This window comes from Mesorhizobium koreense, assembly GCF_031656215.1.
Lineage (GTDB): Bacteria > Pseudomonadota > Alphaproteobacteria > Rhizobiales > Rhizobiaceae > Mesorhizobium_L > Mesorhizobium_L koreense.
In genome coordinates this window covers 4,798,186-4,812,815 of record NZ_CP134228.1, presented here as the reverse complement: position 1 = coordinate 4,812,815, position 14,630 = coordinate 4,798,186, and the positions used below count along the sequence as shown (strand labels likewise).

General features: G+C 63.1%; 12 protein-coding genes and 1 tRNA gene. 6 read left to right on the top strand and 7 right to left on the bottom strand.

The genetic code is table 11. The features are described from left to right. Positions 1–2: 2 nt before the first annotated feature. Positions 3–914, top strand: a complete 912-nt coding sequence (locus RBH77_RS22920) for an ABC transporter permease subunit (protein ID WP_311029884.1) — start codon at positions 3–5, stop codon at positions 912–914. Continuing rightward, positions 911–1,732 carry an ABC transporter permease gene (locus tag RBH77_RS22915; protein ID WP_311029882.1) on the top strand — a complete coding sequence of 274 codons (822 nt, stop codon included), beginning with the start codon at positions 911–913 and terminating at the stop codon, positions 1,730–1,732. The genes RBH77_RS22920 and RBH77_RS22915 overlap by 4 nt, the downstream gene beginning before the upstream one ends. Positions 1,733–1,863: 131 nt before the next feature. Here RBH77_RS22915 and RBH77_RS22910 read toward each other — a convergent pair whose 3' ends face one another. Next, entirely contained in the window at positions 1,864–3,765 is a 1,902-nt protein-coding gene (locus RBH77_RS22910) for an AsmA family protein (protein ID WP_311029881.1), read from the bottom strand. A gap of 181 nt (positions 3,766–3,946) precedes the next feature. Between RBH77_RS22910 and RBH77_RS22905 the strand changes: the two genes are divergently transcribed. Then, entirely contained in the window at positions 3,947–5,902 is a 1,956-nt protein-coding gene (locus tag RBH77_RS22905; protein WP_311029880.1) for an acetoacetate--CoA ligase, read from the top strand. Positions 5,903–6,174: 272 nt separating this feature from the next. Here RBH77_RS22905 and RBH77_RS22900 read toward each other — a convergent pair whose 3' ends face one another. Beyond that, on the bottom strand, positions 6,175–9,891 hold the full coding sequence (locus RBH77_RS22900) for a PAS domain S-box protein (protein ID WP_311029879.1): 3,717 nt from the start codon (positions 9,889–9,891) through the stop codon (positions 6,175–6,177). A 287-nt stretch (positions 9,892–10,178) separates the two neighbouring features. Between RBH77_RS22900 and RBH77_RS22895 the strand changes: the two genes are divergently transcribed. Both RBH77_RS22895 and RBH77_RS22890 read left to right on the top strand, forming a co-directional pair. Further along, positions 10,179–10,631 (top strand): phasin, encoded by a 453-nt coding sequence (locus tag RBH77_RS22895; protein ID WP_311029877.1) that lies wholly within the window; start codon positions 10,179–10,181, stop codon positions 10,629–10,631. A gap of 237 nt (positions 10,632–10,868) precedes the next feature. After that, positions 10,869–10,945 (top strand) — tRNA-His (locus tag RBH77_RS22890). 153 nt (positions 10,946–11,098) lie between these two features. Here RBH77_RS22890 and RBH77_RS22885 read toward each other — a convergent pair. From RBH77_RS22885 to RBH77_RS22870, 4 genes are all read right to left on the bottom strand, one after another. Further along, positions 11,099–11,878 (bottom strand): anti-sigma factor family protein, encoded by a 780-nt coding sequence (locus tag RBH77_RS22885; RefSeq protein WP_311029876.1) that lies wholly within the window; start codon positions 11,876–11,878, stop codon positions 11,099–11,101. Continuing rightward, the gene (locus RBH77_RS22880; RefSeq protein WP_311029874.1) at positions 11,875–12,381 is read right to left on the bottom strand and encodes a sigma-70 family RNA polymerase sigma factor; all 507 of its coding nucleotides are present in this window, start codon (positions 12,379–12,381) and stop codon (positions 11,875–11,877) included. Before RBH77_RS22880 ends, RBH77_RS22885 begins: the two co-directional genes overlap by 4 nt. Positions 12,382–12,384: 3 nt before the next feature. Beyond that, positions 12,385–12,771 carry a COG4315 family predicted lipoprotein gene (locus RBH77_RS22875; RefSeq protein ID WP_311029873.1) on the bottom strand — a complete coding sequence of 129 codons (387 nt, stop codon included), beginning with the start codon at positions 12,769–12,771 and terminating at the stop codon, positions 12,385–12,387. 89 nt (positions 12,772–12,860) lie between these two features. After that, positions 12,861–13,427, bottom strand: coding sequence for a YceI family protein (locus tag RBH77_RS22870; RefSeq protein ID WP_311029872.1), 567 nt, complete (start codon positions 13,425–13,427; stop codon positions 12,861–12,863). Positions 13,428–13,610: 183 nt separating this feature from the next. Between RBH77_RS22870 and RBH77_RS22865 the strand changes: the two genes are divergently transcribed. Beyond that, entirely contained in the window at positions 13,611–13,781 is a 171-nt protein-coding gene (locus RBH77_RS22865) for a hypothetical protein (RefSeq protein WP_311029871.1), read from the top strand. Between the two features lie 112 nt (positions 13,782–13,893). On the opposite strand, the gene RBH77_RS22860 is transcribed toward RBH77_RS22865, so the two are convergent. Beyond that, positions 13,894–14,325 (bottom strand): hypothetical protein, encoded by a 432-nt coding sequence (locus RBH77_RS22860; RefSeq protein WP_311029870.1) that lies wholly within the window; start codon positions 14,323–14,325, stop codon positions 13,894–13,896. Positions 14,326–14,630: the final 305 nt, after the last annotated feature.

Sequence of the window (14,630 nt, the reverse complement as noted above, 5' to 3'; positions counted from 1 at the left end):
GGATGCGGCGCATCGCTTCGGCCATCACGGAAAGGCTCGTCATCGCCATTCCATATGCGTGGCTGCTGGTCCTCTTCCTCGTCCCCTTCTTCATCGTCTTCAAGATATCGCTGTCAGAGACGGCGATCGCCATGCCGCCCTACAACCCGGCTTTCTCCTTCGCCCATGGTTTCGCGGGCGTCTGGGAGAAGATGAAGGAACTTAGCTTCGACAACTACGTCTGGCTGACCCAGGACAATCTCTACCTCCTCTCCTATCTGTCGAGCGTGAAGATCGCGGCCATCTCGACGCTTTTGACGCTGATCTTCGGCTATCCGATAGCATACGGCATCGCGCGGGCGCCCTCGACCATCCGCCCGACGCTTTTGATGATGGTAATCCTGCCCTTCTGGACGAGCTTCCTCATCCGCGTCTACGCTTGGATCGGCATCCTGAAGCCGGAAGGGCTGCTCAACCAGTTGCTGATCTCGCTGAACGTGATCGACGACCCGCTGATCATCATCAACACGACGAAGGCGGTCTATATCGGCATCGTCTATTCCTACCTGCCCTTCATGGTCCTGCCGCTCTATTCGACGTTGGAGAAGATGGACCATTCGCTGATCGAGGCGGCGGAAGATCTCGGCTGCACGCCGATCTCCGCCTTCTGGAAGATCACTTTCCGCCTGTCGCTGCCGGGCATCGTTGCCGGCTGCCTGCTCGTCTTCATCCCGGCCGTCGGCGAATTCGTCATCCCCGATCTTCTCGGCGGGTCACAGACGCTGATGATCGGCAAGACACTGTGGAAGGAATTCTTCGAGAACCGCGACTGGCCGGTGGCTTCGGCCGTCGCGATCATCCTGCTCCTGATCCTCGTTATCCCCATCGTCTATTTCCAGCAGGCGCAGGCGCGCGCCCAGGGGGAAGGGCGATGAACGGGCAGAGATGGAGCCGCTTCAACATCACCTCGGTCACGCTCGGCTTTGCCTTCCTTTATCTGCCGATCGTGCTTCTGGTGATCTATTCCTTCAATGCCTCCAAGCTGGTGACGGTCTGGGCCGGCTTCTCGACCAAATGGTATGTCGCGCTCCTGAGCGACCGGGCAATGCAGGACGCCGCCTGGGTAACGCTGCGCGTTGCGCTGATCTCGGCGAGTGTCGCGACGGTCCTCGGCACGATGGCGGCCATCGCCCTTGTCCGCTACACGCGTTTTCGCGGCCGTCTCCTCTTTTCCGCGATGATCTACGCGCCTCTGGTGATGCCCGACGTCATCATCGGCCTGTCGCTCCTGCTTCTCTTCGTGGCGACCGGCCTCGATCGCGGCTTCTTCACCATCGTCCTCGCCCACATCACCTTCTCGATGTGTTTCGTCGCGGTGGTCGTGCAATCGCGGCTCCTGACCTTCGACCGCTCGCTCGAGGAAGCGGCGATGGATCTCGGTGCGCCGCCGGTGAGGACATTCTTCCTGATAACGCTGCCCATCATCCTGCCGGCCGTCGTCTCGGGCTGGATGCTCGCCTTCACGCTTTCGCTCGATGACCTCGTCGTGGCGAGCTTCACGTCGGGTCCCGGCGCGACCACGCTGCCGATGAAGATATACAGCCAGGTCCGCCTCGGCGTGACACCGGAGATCAACGCGGTCTGCACGATCCTGATCGCCATCGTCACGACCGGCGTCGTCATCGCATCGATCGTCAACAAACGCCGCGAAGTAAGACGCCTGCGCGACGAGCAGGCCGCACGGCGGGCGTAAGTGCATGGTTCGAGGCTCGTCCACGGGCTCGCACCTCACAATGAGGGAGGATGGCGCCACCAACGGTCCTCATCCTGAGGTGCGAGCGAAGCGAGCCTCGAAGGACGCACCGGGAGCGATAAGCGAAAAGCCTATTCCGGCATCATCGAGGGATAGATCGGCGAGATGTAGGGCGCGCTCCAAGAGCCGCCGACGAAGAACGCCGCGGTTGGCCGCGTGTCGGTAGCCGGGGCCGCCGGTTGGGCCGGGTCAACGGCCGGTTTGGCGGCATCCTTGCTGGTGGGCGCCGGCTTTGGCGTGGGATAGATCGTCCCCGACAACGCCAGGCCACGGTCGACGAAGGGCACCAGCCCGGCAAGCGAAATGATCTGGTCGCCGCTCTTCGCCTCGGCCTTGTCGAGCGTTGCCACTCCTCCCGCTATGGTCGCCTTGAGATCGAGCTTGTCGAGGGCAAGCGTGCCTTTTCCCACCGCGCTCAGCGGAAAGAAGCCCGCGCTTTTGGCGCGCTTGATGAAGCCGGCCAGATCGATGCCGGGAACCTTGCCGGCGCCGAAGCTCACCGATATCTGCCCTTCGCCGGTATCCAGCACCGTCTCCCAGTCCCTACCCATTCCCTTCAGCATCAGCGAGGCGTTTCCGGTCGCCTGCGGAAACAGTCGCGTCAGGCCGAATGCCTTGGCGATCTGCGCCCCGTCGATATCGGTCGCGTGAAAGCGCAATTCGACCTGGTTGCCGTTCGGCTTGCGGTCGATACGCACGCCTGTCTGCAGATCGCCGCCGAAGGCAGAGGCGTCCGATACGTCGAAGACGGCGAGCCCCTGCTTCACCTGCGCCGTCGCGGCGACGTTGGCGAGCGTCACGGGTCCCGCCGTCGCCTTCACCGCCGACAACCTGAGATCGACATTGGTGCCCTGGATAAGCCCGGCGCCCGAAGGCGGGCCGGGATTTCCGTCCTCGAGCGAGGCAAGCGGCGTGAAGGCGGCAAGGAAGGAATGCAGATCGATACTATCGAAGGCGAGCGTGCCCGATATGCCGGGTACGGCACTCCCGATCGAAACGTCGAGCGCGCCGATGCCGGGATTGCCGTCGAGCGTGATTTCGGCATGGTCGAACTTCAGGCGCTGCGCATTGCCGCTGACCTTGCTGTTCACCGAGATCGACCCGATCGACGCCCTGGCCGAGACGTCCGCGCGCGACCATTCCAACATGCGCCGGAGCGACGGCGAGGAGAATTTCACCGTACCGTCGACGAAGGCGCCCTCGGAAATGTTCGTTGTTCCGTCGAAGGAAACCGTCAGCGGCGCGGATTTCATGCCGAGGTTGACCGGCGCGTTGCCGCCGGCAAACAGGATCAGCGGCTGGTCCGAGGCGAGTGTGAGGGCAACGTTCTCGCCGCGCCAGATGCCCGTCGCGGTAAGCGATGCCGCCCGGTTGAGCGCCGCCCAACTCACATTTCCGGCGATACCGGTGATCAGTTCCGCTTCCTTGCCGCCGGCCATGGTGATGATGCGGCCGTCCGAAAACTCGATCGTGCCGAAAGGATCGGTCGCAAGCGCGGCCGGATCGGGGCTGGCCGGATTTGCCTTGACGGCGGCGCGCGCAAGCTGGATCGAGCGAGCGATGCGGCCGCCGCTCGGCATCGGTGGGAGATAAAGGTCGGCAGAACGGCGCTGGACATAGAGCGTCGGGCGGAAAAGCCGCACCCGCGAAAAGGACACTTCGCCGCGCAGCGCGGCAATGGCCGACAGGTCTATCTCGACCCGCTCCGCCCGTATGACCGGCGAGCGTCCGTCGGTCCCCCATTCGGCCAGCGTCACGTCGTTCAGCGTGGCGTGGAAATTCGGCCATACGCGGATTTCCGGCGCCTGGCCGAGAATGACCCGATAGCCGCTCCAGGCGCCCATCTCCTGGGCGATCCTGTTACGGACGATCTGGGTCGAGGCGATCAGCGGCAAGGCGGCCGCCAGGAGCATGGCAGCGAACACCGCTAGAACCGCGGCCCATATCGTTCTTCTGACCGTAATCAACGGCATATTGTTCCTGGCCCCTTCGGATATGAGCGCTAAAGGGGCGGTCATGCCATTTCAAGTCATTGTGGCCCGGCGATGACGATTGCGAACAGGATGTAACAATTCTCGACAGGCCACGGATGCCATATTGCCCTTGATGGTTGCCATATGCATAACCGGCGCATCCATTCTCCGGAGGTCCGTTATGTCCGAAGCCCCGCTCTGGTCTCCTTCACCAGCCGCGATTGCAGCGTCACCGATGACGGCCTTCATGAAAGCGGCCGCGCGTGCGAGCGGAAGCGACATCGGCGATTACGGCCGGCTGCACCAATGGTCCATTGAGGACCGCGAGGCGTTCTGGGGCCTTGTATGGGATCAATGCGGCGTCATCGGGGAAAAGGGCAGCCGGGTGATGGTCGACGGCGACCGGATGCCCGGGGCTTCCTTCTTCCCTGATGCAAGGCTGAACTTCGCCGAGAACCTCCTACGCAAGAAAGGCGGCGAAGACGCGATCGTGTTTCGCGGCGAGGACAAGGTGGAACGTCGCCTGTCCTGGGACGACCTCCACGCGCTCGTGTCGCGCATGCAGCAGTTGTTCCGCGCCGAAGGCGTGAAGGCCGGGGACCGCATCGCCGGGATGATGCCCAACATGCCCGAAGCCGTGGCGGCGATGCTGGCCGCGGCTTCTCTTGGCGCCATCTGGTCGTCCTGCTCGCCGGATTTCGGCGTTCAGGGCGTGCTCGACCGCTTCGGCCAGATCGAGCCGGTTCTCTTCATCGCGCCGGACGGCTACTGGTATGCCGGCAAGCGCATTGATGTCGGCGAGAAGGTCGCCCAGGCCGTGGCTAGGATGCCGAGCGTCCGCAAGGCGCTGATCGTCGATTATCTTGGCGCCGCCGATGAGGTGGCGAAGGCCACGCCGCGCGGCGAGGCGCTGACGGCAGCACTTTCACGCTTCACCCCGGCCGAGGTCACGTTCGAGCTTCTGCCCTTTTCGCATCCGCTCTACATTCTCTATTCCTCTGGCACGACCGGCATCCCGAAATGCATCGTCCATTCCGCCGGCGGCACGCTCATCCAGCATCTGAAGGAGCAACGGCTCCATTGCGGTATCGTCGAGGGCGACCGCTTCTTCTATTTCACCACCTGCGGCTGGATGATGTGGAACTGGCTCGTCTCCGGCCTCGCCTCCGGCGCGACGCTGCTTCTCTATGATGGTTCGCCCTTCCATCCGGACGGGCGCGTGCTCTTCGATTTCGCCGATGCCGAGAAGATGACCTATTTCGGCACTTCCGCGAAATTCATCGATGCGGTGCACAAATCGGGCCTGAGACCGATCGATACGCACGATTTATCCACCGTGCGGCTGATCTCTTCGACCGGCTCGCCGCTGTCGCCGGACAGCTTCGTCTTTGTCTATGAAGGCATCAAGAAGGACGTGCATCTCGCCTCGATATCGGGCGGTACCGATATCGTCTCCTGCTTCGTGCTCGGTATTCCGACCAAGCCGGTATGGATCGGCGAGATCCAGGGGGCGGCGCTCGGCATGGCAGTCGATGTCTGGGACGAGGAGGGGCGCCATATCGCCGGCGAGAAGGGCGAACTCGTCTGTACGCGCGCCTTTCCTTCCATGCCGATCGGCTTCTGGAACGATCCGGACGGCGCGAAGTATCGCGGCGCCTATTTCGAACGCTTCGACAATATCTGGTGCCATGGCGACTTCGCCGAATGGACGAAGCATGGCGGCATCATCATCCACGGCCGCTCCGACGCGACGCTCAATCCCGGCGGCGTCCGCATCGGAACCGCGGAGATATATAATCAGGTCGAGCAGATGCCGGAGATCGCCGAGGCGATCTGCATCGGCCAGGACTGGGACGGCGATGTGCGCGTCGTCCTGTTCGTGCGGCCGGCCAACGGGGTGACGCTAGACAAGGACCTCGAACAGCGCATCCGGGCCAAGATACGCTCCGGCGCCAGCCCGCGCCATGTACCCGCGAAGATCGTCGCCGTGCGCGACATTCCGCGCACCAAATCCGGCAAGATCACCGAGCTTGCCGTGCGCGACGTGGTGCACGGCCGGGCGGTGAAGAACAAGGAGGCGCTCGCCAATCCGGAAGCGCTCGAACTCTACAAGGATATCCCCGAATTGCAGGCCTGAGCATGGGCATCGTGGTTAACGATTTCCTGCTGCGTTATTTACCTCGATTGCACGGATGAAACAGTTTGGTAAGATTTCTTTCGGGCAGGTAAGTATCTATTAACAAATGATGCCGATAGTCGCGGGTGACTTGGGGATAAGTCCGCCAATGGAACGGTCCCCGAGGCTGAATTCGCCCCATACCCCATTGTGACAGCATTCTATCTTAGGCGCCTTCGCAGGCGCCTTTTTCTTGTGCGGCGGAACGCAGAAATGGCTGCGGCGTTGTGTTGTCAATCCGCCAGGACGCGGGTCGACGGGAAGGTGACTTCCACCAGCGTTCCGGCGCCCGGCGTGGAACTGATTGAGAAGCGGGCACGGTTCGCCTCCACCATCGCCTTGGTCAGCGGCAGGCCAAGCCCGGTGCCGTCCCCGCGTGGCCGCCTCAGCGTATTGACCTGCTTGAACGGCTTCATCGCCTGTTCGATCTCCGGCTGGCTCATGCCGACCCCGGTATCGCGCACGCGCATGACGATGTCGCCGTTCGTCTCGTAGGAGGTCGAGACGATCACCTGTCCGCCGGCCTGCGTATAGCGGACGGCATTCGACAGGAGGTTGAGCGCGATCTGCCTGACGCTGCGCAAATCGGCCACGACTTCCGGCAGCCGGGAAGGGAAGCTCGAGCGGATGATGACGCGCTCGCGGTTGGCCTGCGGCTGCATCATGGCGACAGTCTCGGCGAGCGTGTCGTTGAGCGACACCGCCTCGTAGTTCATCTCCTGTTCGCCCGCCTCGATCTTGGATATGTCGAGCAAATCGTTGACGAGGTCGAGGACGTGGCTGCCCGAGCGATTGATATCGCGCAGGTAGTCGCGGTAACGGTCGTTGCCGACCGGCCCGAATTTCTCGTCGATCATCAACTCCGAGAAGCCGATAATGGCGTTGAGCGGCGTACGGATCTCGTGGCTGACGCGCGCCAGGAATTCCGTCTTCTGCGAGGACGCGACCTCCGCCTGCGACCGCGCCTGTGTCAGTTCTTCCTCGGCGCGTTTCCATTGGGTGACGTCGCGCAGCACGGCGCAGAACCCGTTGTCGCCGGGCAGGCGGCCGATCGTCATGAAGAGCGGGATGAAGCGGCCCTGCGCCTCGCGCCCGATGACCTCGCGCCCGTCATTCAGCACGCTGGCGACGCCGTTGTCCGACAGCCCGTTCAAATAATCCTGTGCGGCGCGCTGGCTTTCGATGGCGAAAAGTGCGGCAAACTGCTTGCCGGCGACCTCGTCGCTGTCGAAGCCGAAAAGAGCCTCGGCCGGCCGGCTGATCGAGCGTATTGTCCCTTCCGGCGATATGAGCACCACACCGTCAGTCGCCGTGTCGATGATGGCCCGGAGCTCCTCGACCCGCGCTTCGGGGCTGCTCTTCGTTTCGGCGTCGCTCTTCGTTTCAGACGCGGTCTGGGGGAGAGGAAATTGCCGGATTTCCGCCGATGTTTCCTGCTCGGCCGGCTGCGCAACCGGGCGGAGCGCCAGCATCAGCGCCTTGCCGCTCTTCCACGGCACCGATTGCAGGAGCGCCTCGACCGGCCTTGTGTCGCCGGATGCCGTCCTGAGGCAGAGCTTGCGGCCGCCGGCCTCGCCTTCGGCGTCATAAGGGTCGGCGAAAAGCTCGCCCAGCCCACCGGCGGAGCGGATCGCCTCGAGAGACGGATAGCCGGTCAGGCGCAGGAATTCGTCATTGGCATAATGCAGTTCGTCGCCGGAATGGACGAGCACCGGCGTCGGCAGCTTAGACAGGATAGCCTGATAAAGGCGAGGCTGCGCGGCGGCCTCCTCCGCGACAAAATCGGGAGACACGAAAGCAGAAGGAATTACCGGCTCTTGCTCGACCGCTGCTTTCTGCTCCTTGGCGGGGGCGCCGTCTTCGGTGGCGTCCGTCTCCTCGCTGGCTTTCGTGGTTCGTTGACTGGAATCCCCTGACGTCCCGGTTTCATCGCCGGCGACCGTCGTCTTCACGCCATCGTCCATGGCGGCGTCGGAAGGGATGGGCATATCCTCGGCGTCGGTGTTCGCCGCTTCCATCGTACTCACGGTGTCGCCGGCTTCGCCCGGTGGGGATTCCGGCGGAAGACTTTCGGGCGCGCCGGCTTTTTCGGCTGCTTCCGCGTCATCCGGGGTGCTGCTGGCCTCCGCCGATGTCGGCGCATCTTCGGTGTCGGCGCCGGATTGCCCGGTTTGCGGTTCCGAGAATTTCAGCCAGTCGCGCTTGCCGAAACTTTCCCGTACGATCGGCAAAACCTTGTCGGCGTCGGTTTCTTTTTCAGCGACGCTCTTTTCAGGGGCCTCATGAGGCTGCTCCGCGTCGCGGCGCTTCTCGCTGTCCTTCCTGAGGCGGGCGCCGATCTCGCGGAAGGCGTTGCGTTCCGTCTGCGACAGGCCGTCCTCGGTGGGAGCCGCCGGCCGGTGCTCGGCCAGGCGGATGATCTTGTCGCTGTAGCGCCGTTCCGGCTTCGGGACGATGGCGAGTGCGGGAATCTCACCCTGGAAAGGATCGGCCTTTTCCTTTGCAGTCTCTTCCGCCGCCGGTGCGGCGGCCTCGTCTTCGTTGATTTCGGGCGAGGGTGGTTTGCCTCCGCCCGCTGCTGCCTCCTCGGCTTGCGACGCGGCCGGTTCCGGCGCTGGTGCCGCCACCGCATCGGCCGTGCGCGCGACCCCGAAGCCACGGAACCCTTCGAAGTTGCGGTCGCGCCCATAGATCGGCAGCGCGGCAAGATCGACAGGCACGCGCATGTCCGCGCCGATGACCGGCCACAGGACAGAGCGGCCCGACCATGTGTCGCGCCGTTCGAGCAGGCCGGCGATCTCGCCATCCGTGTCGAAACCGAACGCCTGCGCGACTTCCACGAACGGGCGACCGACGATGTCGGCCGAAGCATCGCCGAGCGCTGCTGCGAATTCATCCGAGATGGACGTGAAGCAGCCGTCGGCGCCCGTGCGCCAGACGAATTTCACCGGCGTCGTGCCAAGGTCCGCCTGGCGCGGCGGGGACATCGTCGCGGCGGGCTCCGCAGCCGGTTCGCCGGATTGGTCCACGACCGGCGCAGCCTCCGGTTCTCGCTTATTTTCCTCGTCGTGAAGGAAATACCAGCGGTCGACCGAACCATGCTGGACCGCCTTGTCCTCGGTTGCCTTCTCAGCGGCTGGCGCATCTCCGGACGTTGTCGGCTTGTCTTCGGCTGCGGTCGCTTCGTCGGCCGGATCGGCAGCTTCGAGAGGTTCCGTAGCGGCCGGCGTCGACCCGGGTTCGGGCGCCTGCGTGTCAGCCGCTTCGGTCCTCGGTTCCTCGGCCTCCTCGCTATCGTCCACGACGACGATGAGATGTGTTGCCGGTTCGTCGGTCAGCCGCGCCATGCCGGCCGGCATCATGAGGGTGCGGACCGGAATGCGCCGCTTCGCCAGACGCTCCGGGCCCTGCACCTCCCGAATGAGGCCGAGAAGCGTCGCCTCGCCGATCGCCAGAGACGCGAAATCCGGCGAGGCGGCCACGATCTTACCTTCGCCGTCCACCAGTGCCGTGAACTGACCTTCTCCGCCAAAGCCCTCGATCGCGCGCTTGGCTCGTACGCCGGCGTCTGCGGAAGGCCCTTCGCTGGCCGGTACGGCAAGCAGGATCGCCCTCTCGCCGTCCGGCATGGCGATGCAGGAGGCGAGCGGGCGAACGACATGGCTGGTGAAGCCGTTGGTGATGCGGACGGCTATCGACCGGTCGCGACCGATATGCGGATAGCCCGGCGTCGACGATATCTGGCGCTCGGCGGGCAGGCCCATCTTGGGGGGCGCACCGATGATACTGCCGATATCGCGATAGCCGAAGAGTCGCGCGCCGGGCCCGTTCGCCCAAAGCACCTCGCCGAGATCGGCCGACAGCACGACCAGCGCGTCGCCATCGGCGAAGCGGCTCCGGATTTCATCCAGAACCACGATGTCCATGAAGGAATACTGGCTCGATCCCATAAGCTGACCCGGATCTGCTCCCGCAGTTTGGCTAATATTCCGTTAATAAGTGGAACGCGCAACCGCGTCCACAAAGAGGCGGAGCCGTCAAAATCCTTTTTCGGTCATGTGGTTAACGCGGCTCGAATGCTGCATTGCAAAAAAAATGTTGCAATGCACAAAAACTGTGCCTATATGCTGGCCAGGAGCAAGCGCCGGCCCCAATGCCGCCCCGAAGGCCGATCCAGTGTCGTCCCGGAGCAGGATCAGCCAAGATCAGGCGAGAGCAACACGAAAGGACGAGTTTCATGGCCAAGACCGAGAAAGTAAGCGAAACCATCGAATTCCCGAGCTTCGACGCGAGCAAGGCGACCGACCAGTTCCGCGCCTTCACCGAGAAGGGCGTCGAGCAGTCGAAGGAAGCCTATGCCAAGTTCAAGACCGGCACCGAGAACGCCCAGAAGGCGCTTGAGACGAGCTTCGAGACGGCCAAGTCGGCCGGCAGCGACCTGTCGCTGAAGACCATCGCCGCTCTCCGCGCCAACGCCGAGACCGATTTCGCCCATCTCGAGGCGCTGGTCGGCGTCGCTTCCGTTTCGGAGCTGTTCGAGCTGCAGACCTCCTACCTCCGCAAGCGCGTCGAGCTGGCCGTCAACCAGGCGAAGGAACTGCAGTCCGCGTCGGCCAAGGCCACGGAAGAGGTCGTGAAGCCGGTCAAGGACATCTTCGAGAAGTCCTTCAAGGAACTGAAGGTCGCGTAACGCGTTATCAAGCGTTCCTTCGCGCGGTATCCTCCCGCCGCGCGGAGTGGCGGCTCCGACGCTCTATGAGCTGAAAGCCGCGGTTTAAAGGCCGGTCCTCCCCCGGCCTTTTTCTTTGCCCGCTTTTTCCTTGCCCCCGGAAAGGGTCGCCGAAGCCTTGGCGATTGGCCTTGAAAAAACTCGGCTTTGCTTTTATTGACCCGGGCGTCGGCTTCGCGCGCGTCGCGGCTGCGGCATGCGGTTGTAGCTCAGTTGGTTAGAGCGCCGGATTGTGGATCCGGAGGTCGGTGGTTCGAGCCCACCCAACCGTACCAATCTTTTCAAAGGCTTCCATGCGAATCTCGATCGAGCCGAAACGGCATGGAGCCCCGATAAAATCTGGCCAGAGAAAAGCAGCGCGATCGTCCAGTGAAAGATGATCGCCACGAAGCCGAAGGTTTCCCGGCTGTTACGTCACGTGGCGATGCCTAGCCCAGTTGCTTGTATGTCTGCGTGGCGATCTCATGCAGCCGGTCGCGTGGTAATTGACCGACAAGCGCGCAACTTATCGTCTCATCGGTCCAGAAGAATGCTTCCAGCCGGTCGAGCGTGGCATAGCGGAATGAGGTTTCCCGGCCTTCTTTCGCTGGAACGATATAGAGCGTCACCCGATGGCCGGTATCGTCTTCATACATGAACTGGGCGGCAGGCCCGCCTGCCGCAGGCAAGAGCCGCCCACCGACGAGGGTGAGTCCTTCCGCTCTCAGGTCAGGAACGATAAGCGTGCGGTCGAGGCGCTTCGACAGCCATGCCCGAAGGTGGTCCTTCTCGCTGGCGCGTACTTCGACGGGATGGACCACTTCGCTGGAATAGATCCGGTGCGCTTCCATCGCTTCGTCGACCAGACTCTGTTGGAGCGGCGCGGGCGCGGGTGGGACAAGAACGCTGCGTCCGTACCAGCCGGCGCTACCGCCTGCCGCAACCAGCAGTACGGCGGCGGCGGCCATCCGAAGCCAATGGCCTGCTTTCATCCGGCTTTCCCGCTCGATGCGATAGGCGCCAAGACGGGGTGGCGCAGGCTCGGCCGCGACATTGCCGTAAAGCGTCCGCAGGGCTTCGTTCTGACGCCGCCAGCAGGCCACGTCCTCTGCCGCTGAGGGATTCTGCTGGATATGGGCCTCGACTGCCGCGCGTGCTGCCTCTTCCAGCACGCCGTCCGCATAGGCGTGCAGATCGTATTCGGTGATCTTGCGCTGCTCGCGGTTCATTTCACGGACCTCAGCTTTGGTGCGCCCGCTTCCGTCATCTGGCGCAGGGCAGTCCGCCCCCGCGCCAGCCGCGACATCAGCGTGCCGACAGGAATGGACAGCGTCGATGCTGCCTCGGCATAGCTCATCTCTTCCACGGCGACGAGAAGGAGCGCTTCGCGCTGATCGAGCGGCAGTGCCTGCATCGCCCGTGCGGTCTCGGCCAGCGCCAACCGGCCCGGTTGTGCATCGGGGCCGGCAGGATCGCCCGGCAGGATATCGAGCGGGAGAGAAACGGGCGCCCGGCGCATTCGCCTCAGATCGTTGCGATGGATGTTCAGGAGGATCCGGAACATCCAGGAACGGACCGAACCCGATGGGCGCCACAAGCCGCGCTTGCGGATCGCCCGTTCCAGGCAATCCTGAACGAGATCGTCGGCATGGTCGGCATTGTGGGTCAACGCGCGCGCATAGCGGCGGAGCGCTGGGACGCAGCCTTCGATCTCGTCCAGGATTTGCGCCATCGGCTATTCCTTGGCGACGTGCCAGACCCCGCCGACACCATCGCCGGTGACATCGCCCGGCTTCTTGTCCTTCTGCCAAAGGTAGAGCGGCCGGCCATTATAGGCCCACTGCATGCTGCCGTCCTTCCGTTTCACCAAGGTGTAATCGCCATCTGCCTTGGCGTTGGCGGCGGCGGCCAGTGGCGGCCATTTCGTCGCGCATTGATCGTAGCAGTTCGACTTGCCGGCCGCATCCTTGTCGAAAGTGTAGAGCGTCATACCGTCGGCATTGGTGAGAACCTCGCCCTTGGCGGTATCCGACGATTTGATCGCGCCGGCGGCATAGTCGTCGGCATGGGCGAGCGGTATTGCGGTTGCCAGCATGGCGGCAGCCAGTATGAGAGAACGCATGATCTGGACCCTCTTCCTCATCGTTGATGCGAACCTTATGTCCGCGGGGAAGAGAACACCGGTCGGCAACAAATAATCCCGCCGGTCGGTTATTTCCGTTCGCCCTTCAGAACCATGTCAAAGTGAGCGACGTTGGAATAGATCGGCGTGCCGACATCCATGCCGTAAGACGAGCGCAATATGTCGCCCACGACGTGGAAGGCGACTGTTCGTCCTTGTCGACCGGTCAGGGTGGCCTTGAATGTTTCGCGGCGCGAGACACCGCGTGCGGTGAGCGATCCTTCGACGATCGCGCGATCGCCACCCTCCGGATGGATCCCGGTCGAACGGAAGGTGATCACCGGGTAGGCGGCTGCATCGAAAACGGCCGAGGAGCGCAGGAAGTTCTCGACACGCGGTTCGGCGGCCTTCACGCTGGCCGGCTCGAGCGAGAAAGTCACACTCGATCTTGCAATGTCGTCGGGGTGCAGATCGAACGTGCCGGAAAAGTCCGAGAAGGTGCCGGCGATGCCGCCGCCACCAAGCTGAGCCACAGAGAAGGCGATGCGAGAGGACGGTGCGATCATGTATTGGCCGTGAAGGCTGGACAATTTGTCGGACCTGGCGGAAATCGCAGTCGCAAGCAAAAGCGCGACAGCCAACGAAATCTTGAGCATGGGAACGATCCTTCCGCACGCGGACTGGCGAACATGCAGGAAGGACAACACCCCGCGAGGCGGAATAATCCATCCGATCCGGCGGCCGACCGGGCCGCCTCTTCACTTAACAGTGATGGAAGAAATGCAGGCGCGAGATTGTTCTTCTTCGGTGCGGGTTGGGCCAGGGAAGGAGACAATCCGATGTTCAGACACACGACGATCGCTATCCTGATTTTGATCATGGCTGGCGTCGCAGGCTGCACGACCAGCAACGGAATGCAGCAATCTCCATCGGACACCACGAGCGGTGTCGGGAGCGGCGGCGCCGGAACCGGTGGTATGGGCGGGGGAGGTGGCGGCGGGGGTTACTAGGCAGCAGCTTCGCCTGCCATCATACGCTTGATTTCAGTCGTCGATGCCGCCGGGCAGCTTCTTTGTCACCTTGGCTTCAGCGCAGCGGGCATGTCCGGCGGACGAGGGAAAATCACACCGGGTCGAGTTGGAAGATGATGAAGCCGTTACCGCGTTCCCGCTCTCGAAAACCCAGAACCCGAAACCATTTCGCCACCTCGGGTCGACTGGACCAGCTATAGGAATCAACCGGCAGATTTCCGCACAAGGCCTGTATGCGCCTGATGTGCTGTTTGCAGAAACGAACGGTCGAGCGGGAAAAGAAGCTTTCGTGGGCCGCGAATGCGGTTTGCGCCGTATCGCCGATCTCCCGCCATGCGACGATGGCAAGCGGTTTCCCGTCCTGCAGCAGAGTGTGAGCCCGTCCTTCTTTCAGGCTCATCAGGAATTCGTCTTTTGCGTCCTCGATGTTGAGGCCCGCGGCCGAGTATTGGTCGGCGATGCGAAGGGACAGGTCCCGGAAGATGGTGGTAAGATCGAGTGCGCTTGCTGTTCGGTAATCCATTGCCGGCTCTCAGCTTATAAGGACGGAAACGTCAGCGGCGGGCGCCGCGACCTTCTTGGAGGCCCATTCGATAGGCGGTGCGTTGCAGCCATCTGTTCGCGCTAACGCTGCCGTCGCGTTCGACCCGGCGCTCATATTCCGGCTTGAGCCGACGCATGAGTTCGTTCATGCGAGCCTGTGATGGCCGTGCGGCCATGTGGCTCTGTCTTTGGCGGCGTGTCGGCCGATGCGTGCCGGCAGACCCTTGTGAGCGCTCAAGCTGTCGCCCGTAGCTCTCGGCTCCCAGGAACGAACCAGGATAATCC

What these genes read in the sequence shown, in the direction of transcription:
- RBH77_RS22920 (WP_311029884.1), top strand. Translation starts at nt 3, where the DNA reads ATGCGGCGCATCGCTTCGGCCATCACGGAAAGGCTCGTCATCGCCATT.
- RBH77_RS22915 (WP_311029882.1), top strand. Translation starts at nt 911, where the DNA reads ATGAACGGGCAGAGATGGAGCCGCTTCAACATCACCTCGGTCACGCTC.
- RBH77_RS22910 (WP_311029881.1), bottom strand. Translation starts at nt 3,765, where the DNA reads ATGCCGTTGATTACGGTCAGAAGAACGATATGGGCCGCGGTTCTAGCG.
- RBH77_RS22905 (WP_311029880.1), top strand. Translation starts at nt 3,947, where the DNA reads ATGTCCGAAGCCCCGCTCTGGTCTCCTTCACCAGCCGCGATTGCAGCG.
- RBH77_RS22900 (WP_311029879.1), bottom strand. Translation starts at nt 9,891, where the DNA reads ATGGGATCGAGCCAGTATTCCTTCATGGACATCGTGGTTCTGGATGAA.
- RBH77_RS22895 (WP_311029877.1), top strand. Translation starts at nt 10,179, where the DNA reads ATGGCCAAGACCGAGAAAGTAAGCGAAACCATCGAATTCCCGAGCTTC.
- RBH77_RS22885 (WP_311029876.1), bottom strand. Translation starts at nt 11,878, where the DNA reads ATGAACCGCGAGCAGCGCAAGATCACCGAATACGATCTGCACGCCTAT.
- RBH77_RS22880 (WP_311029874.1), bottom strand. Translation starts at nt 12,381, where the DNA reads ATGGCGCAAATCCTGGACGAGATCGAAGGCTGCGTCCCAGCGCTCCGC.
- RBH77_RS22875 (WP_311029873.1), bottom strand. Translation starts at nt 12,771, where the DNA reads ATGCGTTCTCTCATACTGGCTGCCGCCATGCTGGCAACCGCAATACCG.
- RBH77_RS22870 (WP_311029872.1), bottom strand. Translation starts at nt 13,427, where the DNA reads ATGCTCAAGATTTCGTTGGCTGTCGCGCTTTTGCTTGCGACTGCGATT.
- RBH77_RS22865 (WP_311029871.1), top strand. Translation starts at nt 13,611, where the DNA reads ATGTTCAGACACACGACGATCGCTATCCTGATTTTGATCATGGCTGGC.
- RBH77_RS22860 (WP_311029870.1), bottom strand. Translation starts at nt 14,325, where the DNA reads ATGGATTACCGAACAGCAAGCGCACTCGATCTTACCACCATCTTCCGG.